The sequence below is a fragment of the Exiguobacterium sp. s80 genome, from assembly GCF_018618725.1.
Taxonomy (GTDB): domain Bacteria; phylum Bacillota; class Bacilli; order Exiguobacteriales; family Exiguobacteriaceae; genus Exiguobacterium_A; species Exiguobacterium_A oxidotolerans.
In genome coordinates, this window is record NZ_JACSMP010000012.1 from 26,156 (window position 1) to 41,962 (window position 15,807).

Below are 15,807 nucleotides of genomic sequence, written 5' to 3' on the forward strand. Positions count from 1 at the left end.
AAATATGTAATCACTCGTATAATAAGAAATGAATCAACTAAAAAGGAGCAATACAATTTATGTCGATTGAAGTAGGCAGCAAAGTGCAAGGGAAAGTTACAGGCATCACTAATTTCGGAGCGTTCGTAGAATTACCGACTGGGAAAACCGGTCTCGTTCACATCAGCGAAGTGGCAGATTCTTACGTTAAAGATATCAATGATGTCTTGACGGTTGGACAGGAAATCACAGTTAAAGTCTTGAGTGTAGAAAACGATGGTAAAATCGGTCTTTCAATCAAGAAGGCTGTTGACCGCCCTGAAGGCGAACGTCCTCGTCCTGCACGTCAATTCGACCGTGGCCCACGCCCGGCCGGTCAAGATCGCGGACCACGTCCGTTTGATAACAAAGGACCGCGCAGTGGCGGCGGTGGTGGAAATCGTGGAGGATTCAACAAAGGTGGTCGCGGAGCACCTGCTCCACGTAAAGAGCAAACGTTCGATACGTTGATGACGAGTTTCCTCAAAGACAGTGAAGATCGTCTTGCGACACTCAAACGCCAAACGGATTCAAAACGTGGCGGACGCGGTGCTAAACGTCAATAACTTGCTGACCTGTTCTTTATAAGAATAGAGATGGAATGACGCTGTTCATTCCATCTTTTATTTTTTTGAAATTATTTTTATAAAAAGCGTTGACTTTCATTTGACTCCACCGTATTATAGAAAATGTGCTTAAGACGCACGAGTTAAAAATATGGCGGTGTAGCTCAGCTGGCTAGAGCGTACGGTTCATACCCGTGAGGTCGTGGGTTCGACTCCCTCCGCCGCTACCATATTTTTTTGGCCCGTTGGTCAAGCGGTTAAGACACCGCCCTTTCACGGCGGTAACACGGGTTCGATTCCCGTACGGGTCATTCTTTAAAAGCTATCTCTATTATATAGAGGTGGCTTTTTTTAGTATAGTAGATTCGAAAAGGGGATGCGTACATCATGGAAACGATTGCTCCTGTTCCGAATGAACCGCTCATCGTCGGCGTATCCGGAGGCTGCGACTCGATGGTGCTCGCGCATCTGTTGCACGAGGCGAAGTTTGATCTTTTAATTGCCCATGTCCACCATGGTCTTCGTGCAGTATCGGATGAAGAAGCCGCGTTTGTCGAAAACTGGGCTTTTGAACGTAATCTCCCGTTCCGGACGATCCGTTTAGAATGGGGTGGACAACGGGTGAGTCAAGCCCGTTGTCGCGAGAAACGGTATCAGTTTTTTGAAAACTTAATGGAAGAGACGAACCGGAGTCACTTAGTTTTAGCACATCATCGTGACGATCAACTCGAGACGTTATTGATTCAGTTGTTGCGGGGTGAAGCGACGATCGACGGGATTCCGATTCATCGCCCGTTCGGTCCCGGTCAGTTGCATCGTCCGCTGGTGAACTGGACGAAACAGGAACTGACGGCTTATGCGACGCGTCAACAAATCGAGTGGCGTGAGGATGCGACAAATGCGGAAACGAAGTACTTAAGAAATCAAATCCGGCACGATATTTTACCAAGGCTCGCTCAAGTGCGCCCGGGGTTCGAAGAAGCGGCGGTCCGTGCCGCACGGCTTCGTCAAACGATACAGGACGAGCACTTAGCGTACGTCGAAGCATTAGTAGCGCGACATACGACGGAGGATGGGATAGTAATCGATGAGATCAACCAGCTGCCGACAGATTTGAGACGACTCGCTTTACAAGTGCTCTTACCGGATGTCCGGTTGACATCAGAGGATTTCGATCGCTTTTTAGCATGGCTCCGAGTAGATATGCCCTCGAGCGAAGTGTATTATGGAAACTGGAGGATTCGCCGCGCGTACGGATACTTGACCTGTATCGAGAAAGATACGACAGATTCTGCACTTGAATCGTTTCAAGTAGGGACTGATTTGGGAACATACCGTTATGGTGAACGAGATGTGACGTTTTCATACGGGGATGCAGGGATTCCGTTAGCGGAAGTTACTTTCCCGCTGACGGTACGAAGTCAGTTGCCAGGGGACCGGATACAGCTAGAAATCGGAACGAAAAAAGTAAGCCGGATTCTAATTGATGCGAAAGTACCACGTTATCTTCGGGCAGAAGTTCCGGTCGTCGTCGACGCCACGGGTCAAGTTTTAGCGGTCGTCGGACATCGAATTGCAAAATTCGGGTCATTTGAACTCCTCGCACGGTCTTATTTAATGATAGAATGGTAATGTAGTGTTTAAAATGGAGGAGGAATACCTAGCATGACCTTAATGAATGATATGGAGAAAGTACTGATTTCGGAAGAAGAGATCCAACATAAAGTCGGTGAACTCGCGGGTGAACTGACAGCAGATTATGGTGATCGTTTTCCACTGCTCGTCTGTGTCTTAAAAGGCGCAATGCCGTTCATGTCTGATCTCGTCAAAAAGATGGACATGCACCTTGAGATGGATTTCATGGATGTTTCGACATACCACGGTGGAACGACATCGACAGGCGAAGTTAAAATCGAAAAGGATTTGAACACATCTGTAGAAGGACGTGACATCCTGATTGTCGAAGATATCATTGACAGTGGATTGACGCTTGGATACTTGGTTGATCTCTTCAAGTACCGTAAAGCAAAATCTGTCAAAATCGTGACATTGCTCGATAAGCCGTCAGGTCGCAAAAATGATCTTCACGCGGATTATAGTGGATTTGTGATTCCACACGAGTTCGTCGTCGGTTACGGTCTCGACTATGAAGAGAAATATCGTAACCTGCCATATGTTGGTGTGTTGAAGCCGGCAGTCTACGGTGGCTAATTATTTTTAATCTTGACTGTCACATGATAAGATGAAACCAATTACAAAGCGCGCTTTGCCGCGTCAGGATTCGTATCAGTTGATGAAGGTATGTCAGTTGGTGCGGAGAGGAGGCATAAGATGAACCGAGCAGTGAAGAATACCCTCGTGTTTGGGGTCATTTTTCTAGCTTTGATCTTGTTTCTGCAATACTTGCAGAGTCCAGTGAACAAAAGCAAAGAAATCAATTACACACAGTTTGTCGAGTCGGTTGAAAAAGGTGAAATTAAGACGGCTACCTTCCAGTACGAAGGACAGACGTATAATGTGACTGGTGATTTACGTGAAAAGGATTCGACGTATGAAACGGTTGTTCCAGCTGTTGATACGGAGTTAACGGATCTTTATACACAATTGCGCAGTCAAGGTGTCAATATGGACTTTAAAGCAGCAGAGACGAATGGCGGTTGGATCGCGTTACTGACGACGATCGTCCCGTTCATCATCATATTCATTCTCTTCTTCTTCTTAATTAATCAAGCACAAGGTGGCGGCGGCGGTGGCCGCGTGATGAACTTCGGTAAATCAAAAGCGCGCCTCTATGATACGGAGAAAAAGAAAATTACGTTTGAAGATGTCGCTGGTGCAGACGAAGAGAAGCAAGAACTCGTCGAAGTTGTCGAATTCTTGAAAGACCCACGTAAATTTGCACGTCTCGGTGCACGTATCCCTAAAGGGGTCCTTCTTGTCGGTCCTCCAGGTACAGGTAAAACGTTACTTGCACGTGCAGCAGCGGGTGAGGCTGGCGTTCCATTCTTCTCGATTTCAGGTTCTGACTTCGTTGAGATGTTCGTTGGTGTCGGGGCGTCACGTGTACGTGATCTCTTCGAAAATGCAAAGAAAAATGCACCGTGTATCATCTTCATCGATGAAATCGATGCAGTCGGTCGTCAACGTGGCGCAGGTCTCGGTGGCGGACATGATGAGCGTGAACAAACATTGAACCAACTTCTCGTTGAGATGGACGGATTCAGTGAAAATGAAGGCATCATCATGATCGCAGCAACGAACCGCGCTGATATCTTGGACCCAGCCTTGCTTCGTCCAGGTCGTTTTGACCGTCAAATTACGGTTGAGCGTCCAGATGTCGTCGGTCGTGAAGCAGTTCTTAAGGTACATGCACGAAATAAACCACTCGACTCAACAGTCGATTTAAAAGCAATCGCACAGCGGACACCAGGATTCTCTGGTGCTGATCTTGAAAACCTGTTGAACGAAGCAGCACTCGTTGCAGCGCGTACCGACCGGGATAAGATTTCCATTGTCGATCTAGAAGAAGCGATTGACCGCGTTATCGCTGGACCAGCGAAGAAGAGCCGGATCATTTCGCCGAAAGAGAAAAAAATCGTTGCGTGGCATGAAGCAGGTCATACGATCATCGGTGTCACACTTGATGATGCGGATGAAGTGCATAAAGTAACAATCGTTCCTCGTGGGAATGCCGGCGGTTACGTCGTCATGCTTCCGAAAGAAGATCGTTACTTCATGACAAAACCAGAACTTGAAGATAAAATTACCGGATTGCTTGGTGGTCGTGTCGCGGAAGATATCGTCTTTGGTGAAGTATCGACTGGGGCAAGCAACGACTTCCAACGTGCGACAGGACTCGCCCGGAAGATGGTGATGGAGTTCGGGATGAGTGAAAAACTCGGACCGCTTCAGTTCGGTTCAGGTCAAGGCGGAAATGTCTTCTTAGGACGTGACTTCCAAAATGAACAAAACTATTCGGACGCGATTGCGCATGAGATTGATACAGAAATCCAAGCGATCATCAACCGCTGTTACCAAAAAGCGAAAACGATCTTAACGGAAAAACGTGATCAGCTTGATTTGATTGCGACAACGTTACTTGAAGTTGAAACGCTGGATCAAAAACAAATTCACCACCTCATTGAGACAGGTGAATACAAAAAGAACGAGCCAGAAGTGGTAGCTGAACAAACAGAAGACGAGAAAAAACCGGAATCGACGACTCCTGTCATCGATGAACCGACAGAATCTCCGACACAACGTGGTTCAGTCATCGACGAAGGTCAAAATGTGGATGTAGAAAAGCCTGATCAACCACGCCGTGATGATCAAATTTAATCGCTGACACAACGAGACAGGATCAGTACCCGCTATGCGGGTGCTGGTCCTGTTTTTATATGCCGTGATGCTTGCGCACTTCGGTAGGTGAAGCTTAGACGACATGGTATAATCACAACGTATATTGCAGGTATCGTATAGAAAAGTGGGGAATCAGTCAAATGATCTTAGTAATTGATGTTGGAAATACGAATATCGTACTGGGTGTCTATGCTGGCGAGACATTGGTCGAGCACTGGCGGATCGCAACCGATCGGACACGGACGACCGATGAGTACGGGATGCTCGTCAAAGCCTTGTTCCGGGATGCAGAGTTAAACGTGGAAGAAATCGAGGGAATCGTGTTATCATCTGTCGTACCCCCCGTCGTGTTTCCACTGGAGAATATGTGCGTCCGTTATTTCAATCGACGCCCGTTCGTGATTGGACCAGGTATTAAAACCGGGCTCGACTTAAAAGTCGATAACCCAAGGGAAGTCGGGGCGGATCGAATCGTCAATGCGGTCGCCGCGACGGTCAAATATGATGGTCCATTGATCATCGTCGACTTTGGGACAGCAACGACCTATTGTTATATCGATTCACAAAAACGCTATTACGGTGGAATCATTTCACCGGGTGTCATGGTGTCGACTGAGGCACTCTATAACAAAGCAGCAAAACTGCCGCGCATTGAGATTGCGAAACCACAATCCGCGATTGGGCGGAATACGATTCATGCGATGCAGTCAGGGACGTATTTTGGATATGTCGCGCAAGTGGACGGTCTTGTCCACCGGATGAAAGAAGAAATGGGTGAAGCAAAAGTCATCGCGACTGGTGGGCTTGCCCGATTAATCAGCGAGGAATCCGCAACGATTGAAATCGTCGATCCATTTTTGACGCTTGACGGGTTGCGTATTATCTACGAACGAAATAAGTGAGGGAATAAATAATGAAACGTGAAGAATTATTAGCACAACTAAAAGATGATTATTTAGTACGGGCGCTCGGTTTTAACGGCGAAGTCCGTGCATTTGCAATCCGTTCGACAAAGTCGGTGTATGAAGCACAGCTCCGGCACCAAACGACTCCGGTCGTCACGGCGGCGCTTGGCCGGACGCTGACAATCGGTGCGATGATGGGAACGATGCAAAAAGGCGACACACGTGTGACCCTGAAAGTTGAAGGGGACGGTCCGATCGGAAAAATCATCGTCGATGCCGATGCAAAAGGAACGGTCCGTGGATACGTCAGCCATCCACGTGTCGAAATGGATACGTACGTCAATGCAGACGGTCTGACGAAATTAAAAGTCGGCGATGCAGTCGGTCGCGGAAATATTTCCGTTATCAAAGACTTAGGTCTTCGTGACTTCGTCGGAGGGCAATCACCGATCCAAACCGGTGAAATCAGTGAAGACTTTACGTATTACTTCGCAGTCTCAGAACAAAGTCCATCTGTCGTCGGTGCAGGTGTGCTCGTTTATCCGGAAGATGAGTCGGTCATCGCAGCAGGTGGGTTAATCGTGCAATTGATGCCAGGCGCATCGGAAGAAACGATTGCCGCACTCGAAGCACGAGTGGCCGCATTAAAACCAATCTCGATTCTTGTCGGAGAAGAAAAAACACCGGAAGAAATGCTTGAACTCGTCCTCGGTGAATCATACGAAGTCCTCGATACAGTGCCGGTTACGTTTGGTTGCACATGTGATCGCGAAAAGCTCGCGACAGCCATCGTGGCGCTCGGACCTGACGAGATTCAATCGATGATTGATGAAGATGGTGGAGCAGAGGCAGTTTGTCATTTCTGTTCAGAACACTATCAGTATGGCGTCGAAGAATTACAATCACTTCGTGAAAAATCGCTCGAACGAGCATAAGAGGGTCTGAAAATGGGAAATGTAAACTCTAAGTACTTGTGGATGTTGATTTTCATCTTACTGTTGACGAACTTTTTAACGGGAGCATATGCCTTCATGGGAGAACTACCGAAAGTCGATTCTCCGAAGATCGTCCAAGAAAGTATCGGTGGACCGCTTGAAGACGTCGTCGCGACAGTCGGAGACGAAGACATCACACGAGCGGATGTCTATCAAGTAATGCGTAAAGAACACGAACAAGATACACTCGATCGTTTGATTCAAGAAGCGATAGAACGTCAATCCAAAAATGGAACGAAACCTACCGTGGAGCGCTTTGATTGACAGATTTCATCCAGTCCATTGATAATTGATTTATCGGATTACTTGGAATTAAAGGTTTTTCATTATGAGGAGGAATGGTCATGCGTATTGCAAATTCAGTACTAGATTTAGTCGGCCGCACGCCGATCGTCAAATTGAACCATCTGACAGGACCAGAGGATGCAGATGTCTACTTGAAACTGGAGTACATGAATCCCGGGTCAAGTGTCAAAGACCGGATTGCGCTGTCGATGATTGAAGTGGCAGAGGATGCTGGGAAACTGAAAGCGGGCGATACGATCATCGAACCAACGAGTGGCAACACCGGGATTGGTCTAGCGATGGTCGCAGCAGCGAAAGGATACCGGGCCATTCTCGTCATGCCAGAAACAATGAGCATGGAACGTCGAACTCTTCTTCGTGCGTACGGCGCGGAGTTGATTTTAACACCTGGTCCGGAAGGAATGAAGGGTGCAATCGCGCGAGCGACGGCGGAAGCAGAGGAACATGGTCATTTCATGCCGCAACAATTCAACAACGGAGCGAACCCCGTCGTCCACGAACAGACGACAGGACCTGAAATCGTTGAAGCGTTCGAAGGACTATCACTGGATGCCTTCATCGCCGGAATCGGAACAGGTGGGACGATCACGGGTGCTGGTAAAGTATTACGCGACGCCTTCCCGGGAATCGAAATCATCGCTGTCGAACCAACGGATTCACCTGTTCTTTCGGGTGGTAAACCGGGTCCGCACAAGCTCCAAGGAATTGGTGCTGGATTCGTACCCTCGATTCTCGATACACACATCTATGACGGTGTCGAACAAATCACGACGGAAGAAGCATTTGATCATGCGCGCCGTGCCGCGAAATCAAACGGAGTTCTCGGTGGGATTTCTTCAGGTGCTGCAATCGCTGCAGCTCTTAAAACGGCCAAACGTCTTGGAAAAGGCAAAAATGTGTTAGCGATCATTCCTTCGAATGGAGAACGTTACCTCAGTACGCCACTCTATCAAGTCGAGGAAGAAGAAGGTTCGAAACTATAATTTTTTTCAGGCACACGGAAGTCATTCGACTCCCGCGTGCCTTTTTTTTGCGTATAATGAGGACAGAATACGTACAGAGGTGGGGGACGCAAGTGCGACAGACGAGATATGTAGCATTTACATGGACGAAGGAACAATTTTATAACCGTTATGTGGAGCGGACAAAAGAACAAACCGGTCATATCTGGCTCGAAAGTGGTCGTATCGGTTCCTATACGATGGCTGGTGTGCACCCGGTCGGGCAGTTACGCACGAAATCCGGACAAACGACGATTACAACACGTGATGGTGTCGAAGAACGAACAGATTCTCCGTTTTCATTAATTGAAGAAGTACGCGCACGTCATGCATCGGCTCGTCCGGACGGGATGCCTGCATTTTTCGGTGGACTGGCAGGCTACGTCAGTTATGACGCTGTCCGGTATTTAGAGCGATTACCGGACGAAGCGGAGGACGATTTAGAAACAGCAGATATTTCGTTGTATTGGTACGATGAAGTCGCCGTGTATGACGAACAGGCAGGTCAGTTATTCGTTGCCGTGACGCGTGATACGGTCGAGGCAGCGGAAGCAGCACTTGAAACTGAAGTACTTGCTTGGAAAGTGGAGAGTCCTGCGCCAGTCTTTCGCCCGGTTTTGAATGAACGGTTAGAGCGGGGGCGGTCGTTCGAACAAGCCGACTTTGTCGAGGCGGCAGACCGCGTCAAACGTTATATTGAAGCGGGTGACGTCTTTCAAGTCAATCTTGCGGTTCGTCAACATGAACGTCTCTTAACATCGCCGGCTCATGTCTATGACGTGTTGCGGCAGGTGAACCCGTCGCCGTACATGGGCTACTTCGTCGATGAAGAGTTGACGCTCGTCTCAGCGTCACCCGAGTTGCTCGTCGAAAAAATTGGAGACGATCTCGCGACGCGTCCGATTGCTGGGACACGTCCGCGCGGGAAGGATGAAGCGGAAGACTTAGCGCTTGCGAAGACGCTGCTCGATAATGAAAAAGAGCGGGCGGAACACGTCATGCTCGTTGATTTAGAACGCAACGATTTAGGACGGGTCAGCCGGTATGGGTCCGTTCATGTCGATGAATTGATGGTGATCGAAAAATATTCTCATGTCCAACATATCGTCTCGAATGTCCGTGGGAAAGTAGCGGAACACCAAGGTGCGAGCGATGTTCTCGCAGCGATGTTCCCCGGTGGGACGATCACCGGTGCACCAAAAATCCGGACGATGGAGATCATCGAGGAGTTAGAACCGGTCCGGCGTGGTATTTATACAGGGTCACTCGGATTTATCAGTTGGGCGGACGATGCGATCTTCAACATCTTGATTCGGACGCTCGTCGCCAAAGATGGCGTCGCTTATATTCAGGCGGGAGCAGGAATCGTCACCGATTCTAGTTCAGTGAGCGAATATGAAGAATCACTCAGTAAGGCAAAGGCACTTTGGGTCGCAAAAGAAATGGCGGAGGGAACGACATGATTGTATTGATTGATAACTATGACTCATTTACGTACAACTTAGTCCAATACTTTGGGGAGCTCGGGCAAGAGATCCAGGTGTTTCGGAATGATGCGATTACACTCGAGGAGATTGAACAACTCAAACCCGATCACCTAGTGATTTCGCCAGGACCTTGTACTCCGAACGAGGCGGGCATCAGCCTTGCTGCGATCGAATACTTCGCAGGCAAGTTGCCTATCCTTGGTGTCTGCCTCGGTCATCAAGCAATCGGACAAGTCTTCGGCGGACAAGTCGTCCGGGCACAAGACTTAATGCACGGAAAAGTTTCGTTATTGTCTCACGACGCGACCGGGATGTTTGAAGGCATCGCTCAAGATACACCAGTGACACGGTACCATTCGCTTGTCGTCGAGCGGGAGACCTTTCCGGATGCCCTGGAAGTGACAGCGGAAGCAGGGGGAGAAATCATGGCCCTGCGACATCGCGAGTTACCGATCGTCGGTGTCCAGTTTCATCCGGAAGCAATCTTGACCCGAGACGGGAAACGGATGTTAAAAAACTTTTTGGAGTTGAATCGATATGTATCTTTGGCATGATGGACAGGTAGTAAAAGAAGAAGACGTTCGGATTTCACCATTTGACCATGGTTATTTATATGGAATGGGGATTTTTGAGACATTTCGTACGTATGCAGGACATCCATTTTTATTTGATGATCATATTAAACGGCTACAGATGAGTTGTGCCGCGATTGGAATCGTCATCCCCTATACGCGGGATGAACTGTTAGTTGCGATTGAGACCTTATACCGTGCCCATGCGACGACTGATTTATACATCCGCTTAAATGTCTCGGCTGGTCCCCGTGATATCGGACTCTCCGTTGAGCGGTATGACACGCCGACGGTCGTGATTTATGCGAGACCGATTGGTGCGCGACAAGCGACGGAGCGGGCGCTTGAAACGGTCCGGTTGCCACGCAGTACACCGGAAACGGCGTATCGCTTAAAGTCGCATCACTACATGAACAATCTAGTTGCGAAACGCCAACTGTTTAATCCGGAAGCGGAAGGGCTCTTCTTGACGAAGGAAGGATTCATTTGTGAAGGCATCACTTCGAACATTTTTTGGCGTTATGGGGAGAAGTGGTATACACCGTCGCTTGAGACGGGTGCCTTGAATGGGATCACCCGCCAGTTCTTGATGGAGCAACTTATGGTCGAAGAACGCCTTGCTTTATTGCCACAGTTGATGGAGGCAGACGAAATTCTCTACACGAATTCCGTTCAAGAAGCAGTCGCCGTTTCATCACTTGACGGACGAACGTTCCCGGGGCAATCGGGAAGCGGCTATCAACGTGTGCGTCAGCTATTCGATGAGGCCGTCGAGACGCGGTGGTCGAGGAGGGAAAAACGTTGACAAAAATCATGGGAATTTTAAATGTGACGCCGGATTCGTTTTCAGATGGTGGACAATACGTTGATGTCGAACTCGCTGTTCGTCATGCTAGGCAACTTGTTGCGGACGGGGCAGATGCAATCGATGTTGGTGGAGAATCGACGCGACCGGGTGCGGCATTTGTTTCAGCAGCAGATGAAATCGACCGCGTTGTTCCAGTGATTCGTCGCTTGAAGCGTGAGCTCGATGTTTTGATTTCGATTGATACGTATAAACCGGAAGTCGCTGAAGCCGCTGTCCGTGCCGGTGCAGATCTCATCAATGACGTCTGGGGTTCGAAATGGGGGGATCGTTCAATGGTAACGGTCGCCGCCCGGCACGAAGTCCCAATCATCCTGATGCATAATCGGACGGAACCACACGGAACAGACGTCTTAGCTGAAGTCCGCGCCGACCTTGAAGAATCAATCCGATTAGCGAAACAGGCGGGTGTCTCGGAAAATCGGATTTGGCTCGATCCAGGGATTGGTTTCATGAAAACGTATGAAGAGAATTTATTTTTGATGCGTCACCTCGCGATCGCGACAGATTTTGGATACCCCGTCCTGCTCGGGACGTCGAGAAAGTCACTCATCGGATTGACGCTCGGACTCCCGGCGGCGGAACGGGTGGAAGGGACGATTGCGACCGTCTGTTACGGCATCCAACAAGGTTGCGAGTGGATGCGTGTCCATGACGTGAAAGAAATCAAGCGGGCCGCTCTGATGATGGACGCGATGCTTGCAGCAGAATTACCGAAGGGGGAATGAAGATGGATCGCATACACGTTTCAGGGATGCGTTTTTATGGTTATCATGGAGTGTTCGCAGAAGAAACGAAGTTAGGACAGCGCTTTAATGTGGATTTATCCATCGGACTTGATTTATCACGCGCCGGCGAGACGGACGATTTACGGGAAAGTGTCAATTATGCGGAACTCTATGAAGCGACGAAACATGTCGTCGAAGGGGAGGCCGTTCAGTTGGTCGAGGCGCTCGCGGACCGAATCGTCCGACACGTCTTTTTGCTCGATCCACGAATTTTGGAAGCGACCGTCAAAGTCATCAAACCTGATCCACCGATCGCAGGGCACTATGAGCATGTCGCGGTAGAAATCAATCGGGTTCGGGGGGATTATGCATGAACCGTGCTTACATCGCCCTTGGGTCGAACATCGGGGATAAGGCCGGGCACTTACATGCTGCAATTGAAGCGATGACGGCGTACCCGGAGATTCAAGCGATTCGCCCGTCCTCGATTTATGAGACCGTTCCTGTCGGTTACCTCGATCAAGATTTATTCTACAACATGGTCGTCGAACTTGAGACGAGTTGGTCCGCGGAGGTGTTGCTCGAGCACTTGCAGGGCATCGAACGCCAAGAAGGACGGAAGCGATTGTTCAAGAATGGACCGAGAACGTTAGACCTTGACATCATCCTTTATAATACAGATGATATACATTCAGAAGGATTAACGGTGCCGCATCCACGGATGCAAGAGCGGGCATTTGTCCTCGCGCCGTTGCAGGAATTGAATCCGCAATATGAGGTACCGGATTTAAAGAGGACGGTCGAGGAACTCTACGCGCAACTACCGGAAACGGAACGAGCGGGCGTCAGACGAATCGTGAAGGAATAGAGGGTATTGAAGAAGAGAGGAAGAGCGCTACATGTCAGGTTTTAAGATTGGTGACGTCGAACTGAACAATCGTGTCATCCTCGCACCGATGGCGGGCGTCTGCAATCCTGCGTTTCGTTTGATTGCAAAAGAATTCGGGGCAGGTCTCGTCTGTGCGGAAATGGTCAGCGATAAAGGGATTTTGTATGAAAATGAACGGACGTTAGAGATGCTGTATGTCGACGAACGCGAAAAGCCGCTCAGTCTGCAGATTTACGGCGGATCGAAGGAGACACTCGTAAAGGCGGCACAGTATGTCGATGCCAACACGAATGCGGATATCATTGACATCAACATGGGATGCCCGGTTCCAAAAGTCACGAAATGTGATGCCGGTGCAAAATGGTTGCTTGATCCCGATAAAGTATATGAAATGGTTCATGCTGTATCGCAAGCGGTCGAGAAGCCCGTCACGGTGAAGATGCGGACAGGCTGGGACAGCCATCATATTTATTGTGTCGATAATGTCCGGGCAGCGGAAGCGGGTGGAGCAAAGGCGGTTGCTATTCACGGGCGGACCCGTTCGCAAAAGTATGAGGGCGTTGCGGACTGGAACATCATCGGGGAAGCAAAACGGGCAGTGCAGATTCCGATCATCGGAAACGGTGATGTGCAAACGCCGCAAGACGCGCAACGGATGATTGATGAAATCGGTGTAGATGGTGTGATGATTGGTCGGGCGGCGCTCGGCAATCCATGGATGCTCTATCAGACCATCCAGTATCTCGAATCCGGGACGTTACCAGCCGAGCCGACACCACGTGAAAAGATTGATATTTGCTTGTTGCATGCGGCACGACTCGTTGCACTGAAAGGTGAGAAACTAGCCGTTCGTGAAATGCGTACCCACGTCGCGTGGTATCTCAAAGGATTAAGTGGGAACGGGCAAGTCCGAAAAGCCTTATTCGATATTGATACCCATGCCGGTCTTCAAGAGTTGTTACGTCAGTATGTCGAAACCTTGGAAACAACCGTAGTACATGCGTGACAGGTAAAGTATAGTCGGCATTACCCGTTTTATGGTACGCTAATTGCATTAAAGATGAGCGAATCGGTTTTTTTCAAGGTGCTGTCGGTCATGCCGGCAGCTTTTTGATGCAGAATGATGAAGACCGTCGTGAACAATTTTTAGAAGGAGTGAATACAGTGAGTCAGGACATGGAAATGAATGATCAAATGCAGGTGCGTCTCGGTAAGATGAACGCGATGCGTGAGCAAGGACTCGACCCGTTCGGTGCTCGTTTTGAACGGTCAACGGATACAGCAAGCATTCGTTCAGCTTACGGCGAGAACGAAAAAGAGGAATTAGCTGAATTAAAACCGGAAGTAACGATTGCGGGACGTGTCATGACGACACGCCGTAAAGGGAAAGTTGGATTTACGAACGTTCAGGATGTGACAGGTCAAATTCAGTTATATGTCCGGAAAGACGATGTCGGAGAAGCAGCGTATGAAATTTACAAGACATGTGATTTAGGTGATATCATCGGAATCAGTGGTTATGTCTTTAAAACGAACGTCGGCGAGTTATCAGTCCATGTCACGTCGTTTACATTGTTGACGAAAGCACTTCGTCCGCTTCCAGATAAATATCATGGATTAAAAGATGTGGAACAACGGTACCGTCAACGTTACCTCGATCTCATTACAAATACGGAATCACGGGAGACATTCATCGCCCGAAGCAAAGTAATTCGAGGCATCCGTCAATATCTCGATAGTCTCGGCTACTTGGAAGTCGAAACACCGATGTTACACACAATCGCAGGTGGAGCATCTGCCCGTCCGTTCATCACGCACCACAATGCTCTTGATATGACGCTTTACATGCGAATCGCGATTGAGTTGCACCTAAAACGTCTTATCGTCGGTGGACTTGAAAAAGTATATGAAATTGGTCGTGTCTTCCGAAATGAAGGAATTTCAACACGCCATAACCCAGAGTTCACGATGATTGAGTTGTATGAGGCATATGCGGACTATGAAGATATCATGGATTTAACAGAAAACCTGATTGCTCACGTCGCTCAAGAAGTACTTGGGACAACAAAAGTTACGTATGGCGAAGACGTCATCGATTTAACGGTTGGTTGGAAACGTGCCCATATGGCAGATCTCGTTAAAGAAGCGACAGGAATCAATTTCTTTGATGATATTTCGAAAGAGCGGGCCCACGAACTTGCCCATGAACACGGAATCGAAGTTCAGTCACATATGTCGACGGGGCATATCTTAAATGAATTCTTCGAACAAAAAATCGAGGAGACACTCGTTCAACCGACTTTCGTTTATGGTCACCCAGTTGAAATTTCACCACTCGCGAAGAAAAACCCAGAAGATCCACGCTTTACGGATCGTTTCGAATTATTCATCGTGCGTCGTGAACATGCGAATGCCTTCACGGAGTTAAACGATCCAATCGACCAACGTGAACGTTTCGAAGCACAGCTTGTTGAAAAGGAAGCTGGGAACGACGAAGCACACGAGATGGATAATGATTTCATCGAAGCATTGGAATACGGAATGCCGCCAACGGGTGGACTTGGAATCGGAATCGATCGCCTTGTCATGTTGCTAACAAATGCACCATCGATTCGGGACGTTCTCTTATTCCCAACGATGCGCCACCAACAAAACTAACAAACACGTTTGCTCCCTTTCTTCTATATATAGTAGAGAGGGAGCTTTATTATGAAAAATGAAGGCTCGAAAAGACATGATGGATTGGAATCAATCAGCAATAAAACGGGTAAATAATCTTTTTAAATGTTTTTCTAATAAAATGCTTGTACAATCGAAAAAGCCGTGGTATATTATTTCTTGTGCCGCAAATGGTTGTGACACACCGAAAAAAATATCAAAAAAAGTTGTTGACAATTGTGTTGATAACTTGGTAAGATATTAAAGTCGCTGAAAACGACACGACGAACTTTGAAAACTGAACGATGAGGCAAAAAACGTATCTTCGGATACAAACAATGAATGAAGCGCAAGCTTCGTCAACGTGACTTTGGTCACAAAAACGAGCAAGTCAAACACTTTATGGAGAGTTTGATCCTGGCTCAGGACGAACGCTGGCGGCGTGCCTAATACATGCA

16 protein-coding genes, 2 tRNA genes and 1 rRNA gene are annotated in these 15,807 nt (G+C 48.4%); all 19 read left to right on the forward strand.

Annotated features, from left to right (window positions below; all coding sequences use genetic code 11):
- The first annotated feature begins 59 nt into the window (after window positions 1–59).
- Window positions 60–584 carry a S1 domain-containing RNA-binding protein gene (locus KNP94_RS14915; protein ID WP_088835979.1) on the forward strand — a complete coding sequence of 175 codons (525 nt, stop codon included), beginning with the start codon at window positions 60–62 and terminating at the stop codon, window positions 582–584.
- Window positions 585–737: 153 nt separating this feature from the next.
- A tRNA-Met gene (locus KNP94_RS14920) sits at window positions 738–814 on the forward strand.
- A 9-nt stretch (window positions 815–823) separates the two neighbouring features.
- A tRNA-Glu gene (locus tag KNP94_RS14925) sits at window positions 824–895 on the forward strand.
- A 76-nt stretch (window positions 896–971) separates the two neighbouring features.
- Entirely contained in the window at window positions 972–2,216 is a 1,245-nt protein-coding gene (tilS, locus tag KNP94_RS14930) for a tRNA lysidine(34) synthetase TilS (protein WP_215115909.1), read from the forward strand.
- Window positions 2,217–2,249: 33 nt separating this feature from the next.
- Entirely contained in the window at window positions 2,250–2,795 is a 546-nt protein-coding gene (gene hpt / locus KNP94_RS14935; RefSeq protein WP_012368964.1) for a hypoxanthine phosphoribosyltransferase, read from the forward strand.
- 120 nt (window positions 2,796–2,915) lie between these two features.
- A complete protein-coding gene (gene ftsH, locus KNP94_RS14940; protein ID WP_088835981.1) occupies window positions 2,916–4,922 on the forward strand; it encodes an ATP-dependent zinc metalloprotease FtsH in 2,007 nt (668 codons plus the stop codon).
- A gap of 161 nt (window positions 4,923–5,083) precedes the next feature.
- Entirely contained in the window at window positions 5,084–5,845 is a 762-nt protein-coding gene (locus KNP94_RS14945) for a type III pantothenate kinase (protein WP_088835982.1), read from the forward strand.
- Between the two features lie 11 nt (window positions 5,846–5,856).
- Entirely contained in the window at window positions 5,857–6,783 is a 927-nt protein-coding gene (gene hslO / locus KNP94_RS14950; protein WP_029332221.1) for an Hsp33 family molecular chaperone HslO, read from the forward strand.
- A 12-nt stretch (window positions 6,784–6,795) separates the two neighbouring features.
- Complete coding sequence (locus KNP94_RS14955) at window positions 6,796–7,107, forward strand: SurA N-terminal domain-containing protein (RefSeq protein WP_214803562.1); 312 nt, start codon at window positions 6,796–6,798, stop codon at window positions 7,105–7,107.
- Between the two features lie 80 nt (window positions 7,108–7,187).
- Window positions 7,188–8,132, forward strand: a complete 945-nt coding sequence (gene cysK / locus KNP94_RS14960; RefSeq protein WP_215115910.1) for a cysteine synthase A — start codon at window positions 7,188–7,190, stop codon at window positions 8,130–8,132.
- Window positions 8,133–8,224: 92 nt separating this feature from the next.
- Window positions 8,225–9,613, forward strand: coding sequence for an anthranilate synthase component I family protein (locus KNP94_RS14965; protein WP_088835984.1), 1,389 nt, complete (start codon window positions 8,225–8,227; stop codon window positions 9,611–9,613).
- A complete protein-coding gene (locus KNP94_RS14970) occupies window positions 9,610–10,191 on the forward strand; it encodes an anthranilate synthase component II (RefSeq protein WP_214771754.1) in 582 nt (193 codons plus the stop codon). Before KNP94_RS14965 ends, KNP94_RS14970 begins: the two co-directional genes overlap by 4 nt.
- Window positions 10,175–11,014, forward strand: a complete 840-nt coding sequence (gene pabC, locus KNP94_RS14975) for an aminodeoxychorismate lyase (RefSeq protein WP_088835986.1) — start codon at window positions 10,175–10,177, stop codon at window positions 11,012–11,014. Before KNP94_RS14970 ends, pabC begins: the two co-directional genes overlap by 17 nt.
- Window positions 11,011–11,802, forward strand: a complete 792-nt coding sequence (folP, locus tag KNP94_RS14980) for a dihydropteroate synthase (RefSeq protein ID WP_159172872.1) — start codon at window positions 11,011–11,013, stop codon at window positions 11,800–11,802. Before pabC ends, folP begins: the two co-directional genes overlap by 4 nt.
- 2 nt (window positions 11,803–11,804) lie before the next feature.
- Complete coding sequence (gene folB / locus KNP94_RS14985; RefSeq protein ID WP_088835988.1) at window positions 11,805–12,176, forward strand: dihydroneopterin aldolase; 372 nt, start codon at window positions 11,805–11,807, stop codon at window positions 12,174–12,176.
- Entirely contained in the window at window positions 12,173–12,670 is a 498-nt protein-coding gene (folK, locus tag KNP94_RS14990) for a 2-amino-4-hydroxy-6-hydroxymethyldihydropteridine diphosphokinase (RefSeq protein ID WP_215115911.1), read from the forward strand. Before folB ends, folK begins: the two co-directional genes overlap by 4 nt.
- A 31-nt stretch (window positions 12,671–12,701) precedes the next feature.
- On the forward strand, window positions 12,702–13,697 hold the full coding sequence (dusB, locus tag KNP94_RS14995; RefSeq protein ID WP_088835990.1) for a tRNA dihydrouridine synthase DusB: 996 nt from the start codon (window positions 12,702–12,704) through the stop codon (window positions 13,695–13,697).
- A gap of 170 nt (window positions 13,698–13,867) precedes the next feature.
- On the forward strand, window positions 13,868–15,349 hold the full coding sequence (gene lysS / locus KNP94_RS15000; protein ID WP_157898521.1) for a lysine--tRNA ligase: 1,482 nt from the start codon (window positions 13,868–13,870) through the stop codon (window positions 15,347–15,349).
- A gap of 399 nt (window positions 15,350–15,748) precedes the next feature.
- Window positions 15,749–15,807, forward strand: a 16S ribosomal RNA gene (locus tag KNP94_RS15005); the annotation flags it as partial.

Bases quoted from the DNA above. Each gene is read 5' to 3' on its own strand.
- ftsH (WP_088835981.1), top strand. From the start codon at position 2,916: ATGAACCGAGCAGTGAAGAATACCCTCGTGTTTGGGGTCATTTTTCTA.
- pabC (WP_088835986.1), top strand. From the start codon at position 10,175: ATGTATCTTTGGCATGATGGACAGGTAGTAAAAGAAGAAGACGTTCGG.
- hslO (WP_029332221.1), top strand. From the start codon at position 5,857: ATGAAACGTGAAGAATTATTAGCACAACTAAAAGATGATTATTTAGTA.
- hpt (WP_012368964.1), top strand. From the start codon at position 2,250: ATGACCTTAATGAATGATATGGAGAAAGTACTGATTTCGGAAGAAGAG.
- cysK (WP_215115910.1), top strand. From the start codon at position 7,188: ATGCGTATTGCAAATTCAGTACTAGATTTAGTCGGCCGCACGCCGATC.
- KNP94_RS14970 (WP_214771754.1), top strand. From the start codon at position 9,610: ATGATTGTATTGATTGATAACTATGACTCATTTACGTACAACTTAGTC.
- KNP94_RS14945 (WP_088835982.1), top strand. From the start codon at position 5,084: ATGATCTTAGTAATTGATGTTGGAAATACGAATATCGTACTGGGTGTC.
- tilS (WP_215115909.1), top strand. From the start codon at position 972: ATGGAAACGATTGCTCCTGTTCCGAATGAACCGCTCATCGTCGGCGTA.
- dusB (WP_088835990.1), top strand. From the start codon at position 12,702: ATGTCAGGTTTTAAGATTGGTGACGTCGAACTGAACAATCGTGTCATC.
- folK (WP_215115911.1), top strand. From the start codon at position 12,173: ATGAACCGTGCTTACATCGCCCTTGGGTCGAACATCGGGGATAAGGCC.
- lysS (WP_157898521.1), top strand. From the start codon at position 13,868: ATGGAAATGAATGATCAAATGCAGGTGCGTCTCGGTAAGATGAACGCG.
- folB (WP_088835988.1), top strand. From the start codon at position 11,805: ATGGATCGCATACACGTTTCAGGGATGCGTTTTTATGGTTATCATGGA.
- KNP94_RS14915 (WP_088835979.1), top strand. From the start codon at position 60: ATGTCGATTGAAGTAGGCAGCAAAGTGCAAGGGAAAGTTACAGGCATC.
- KNP94_RS14955 (WP_214803562.1), top strand. From the start codon at position 6,796: ATGGGAAATGTAAACTCTAAGTACTTGTGGATGTTGATTTTCATCTTA.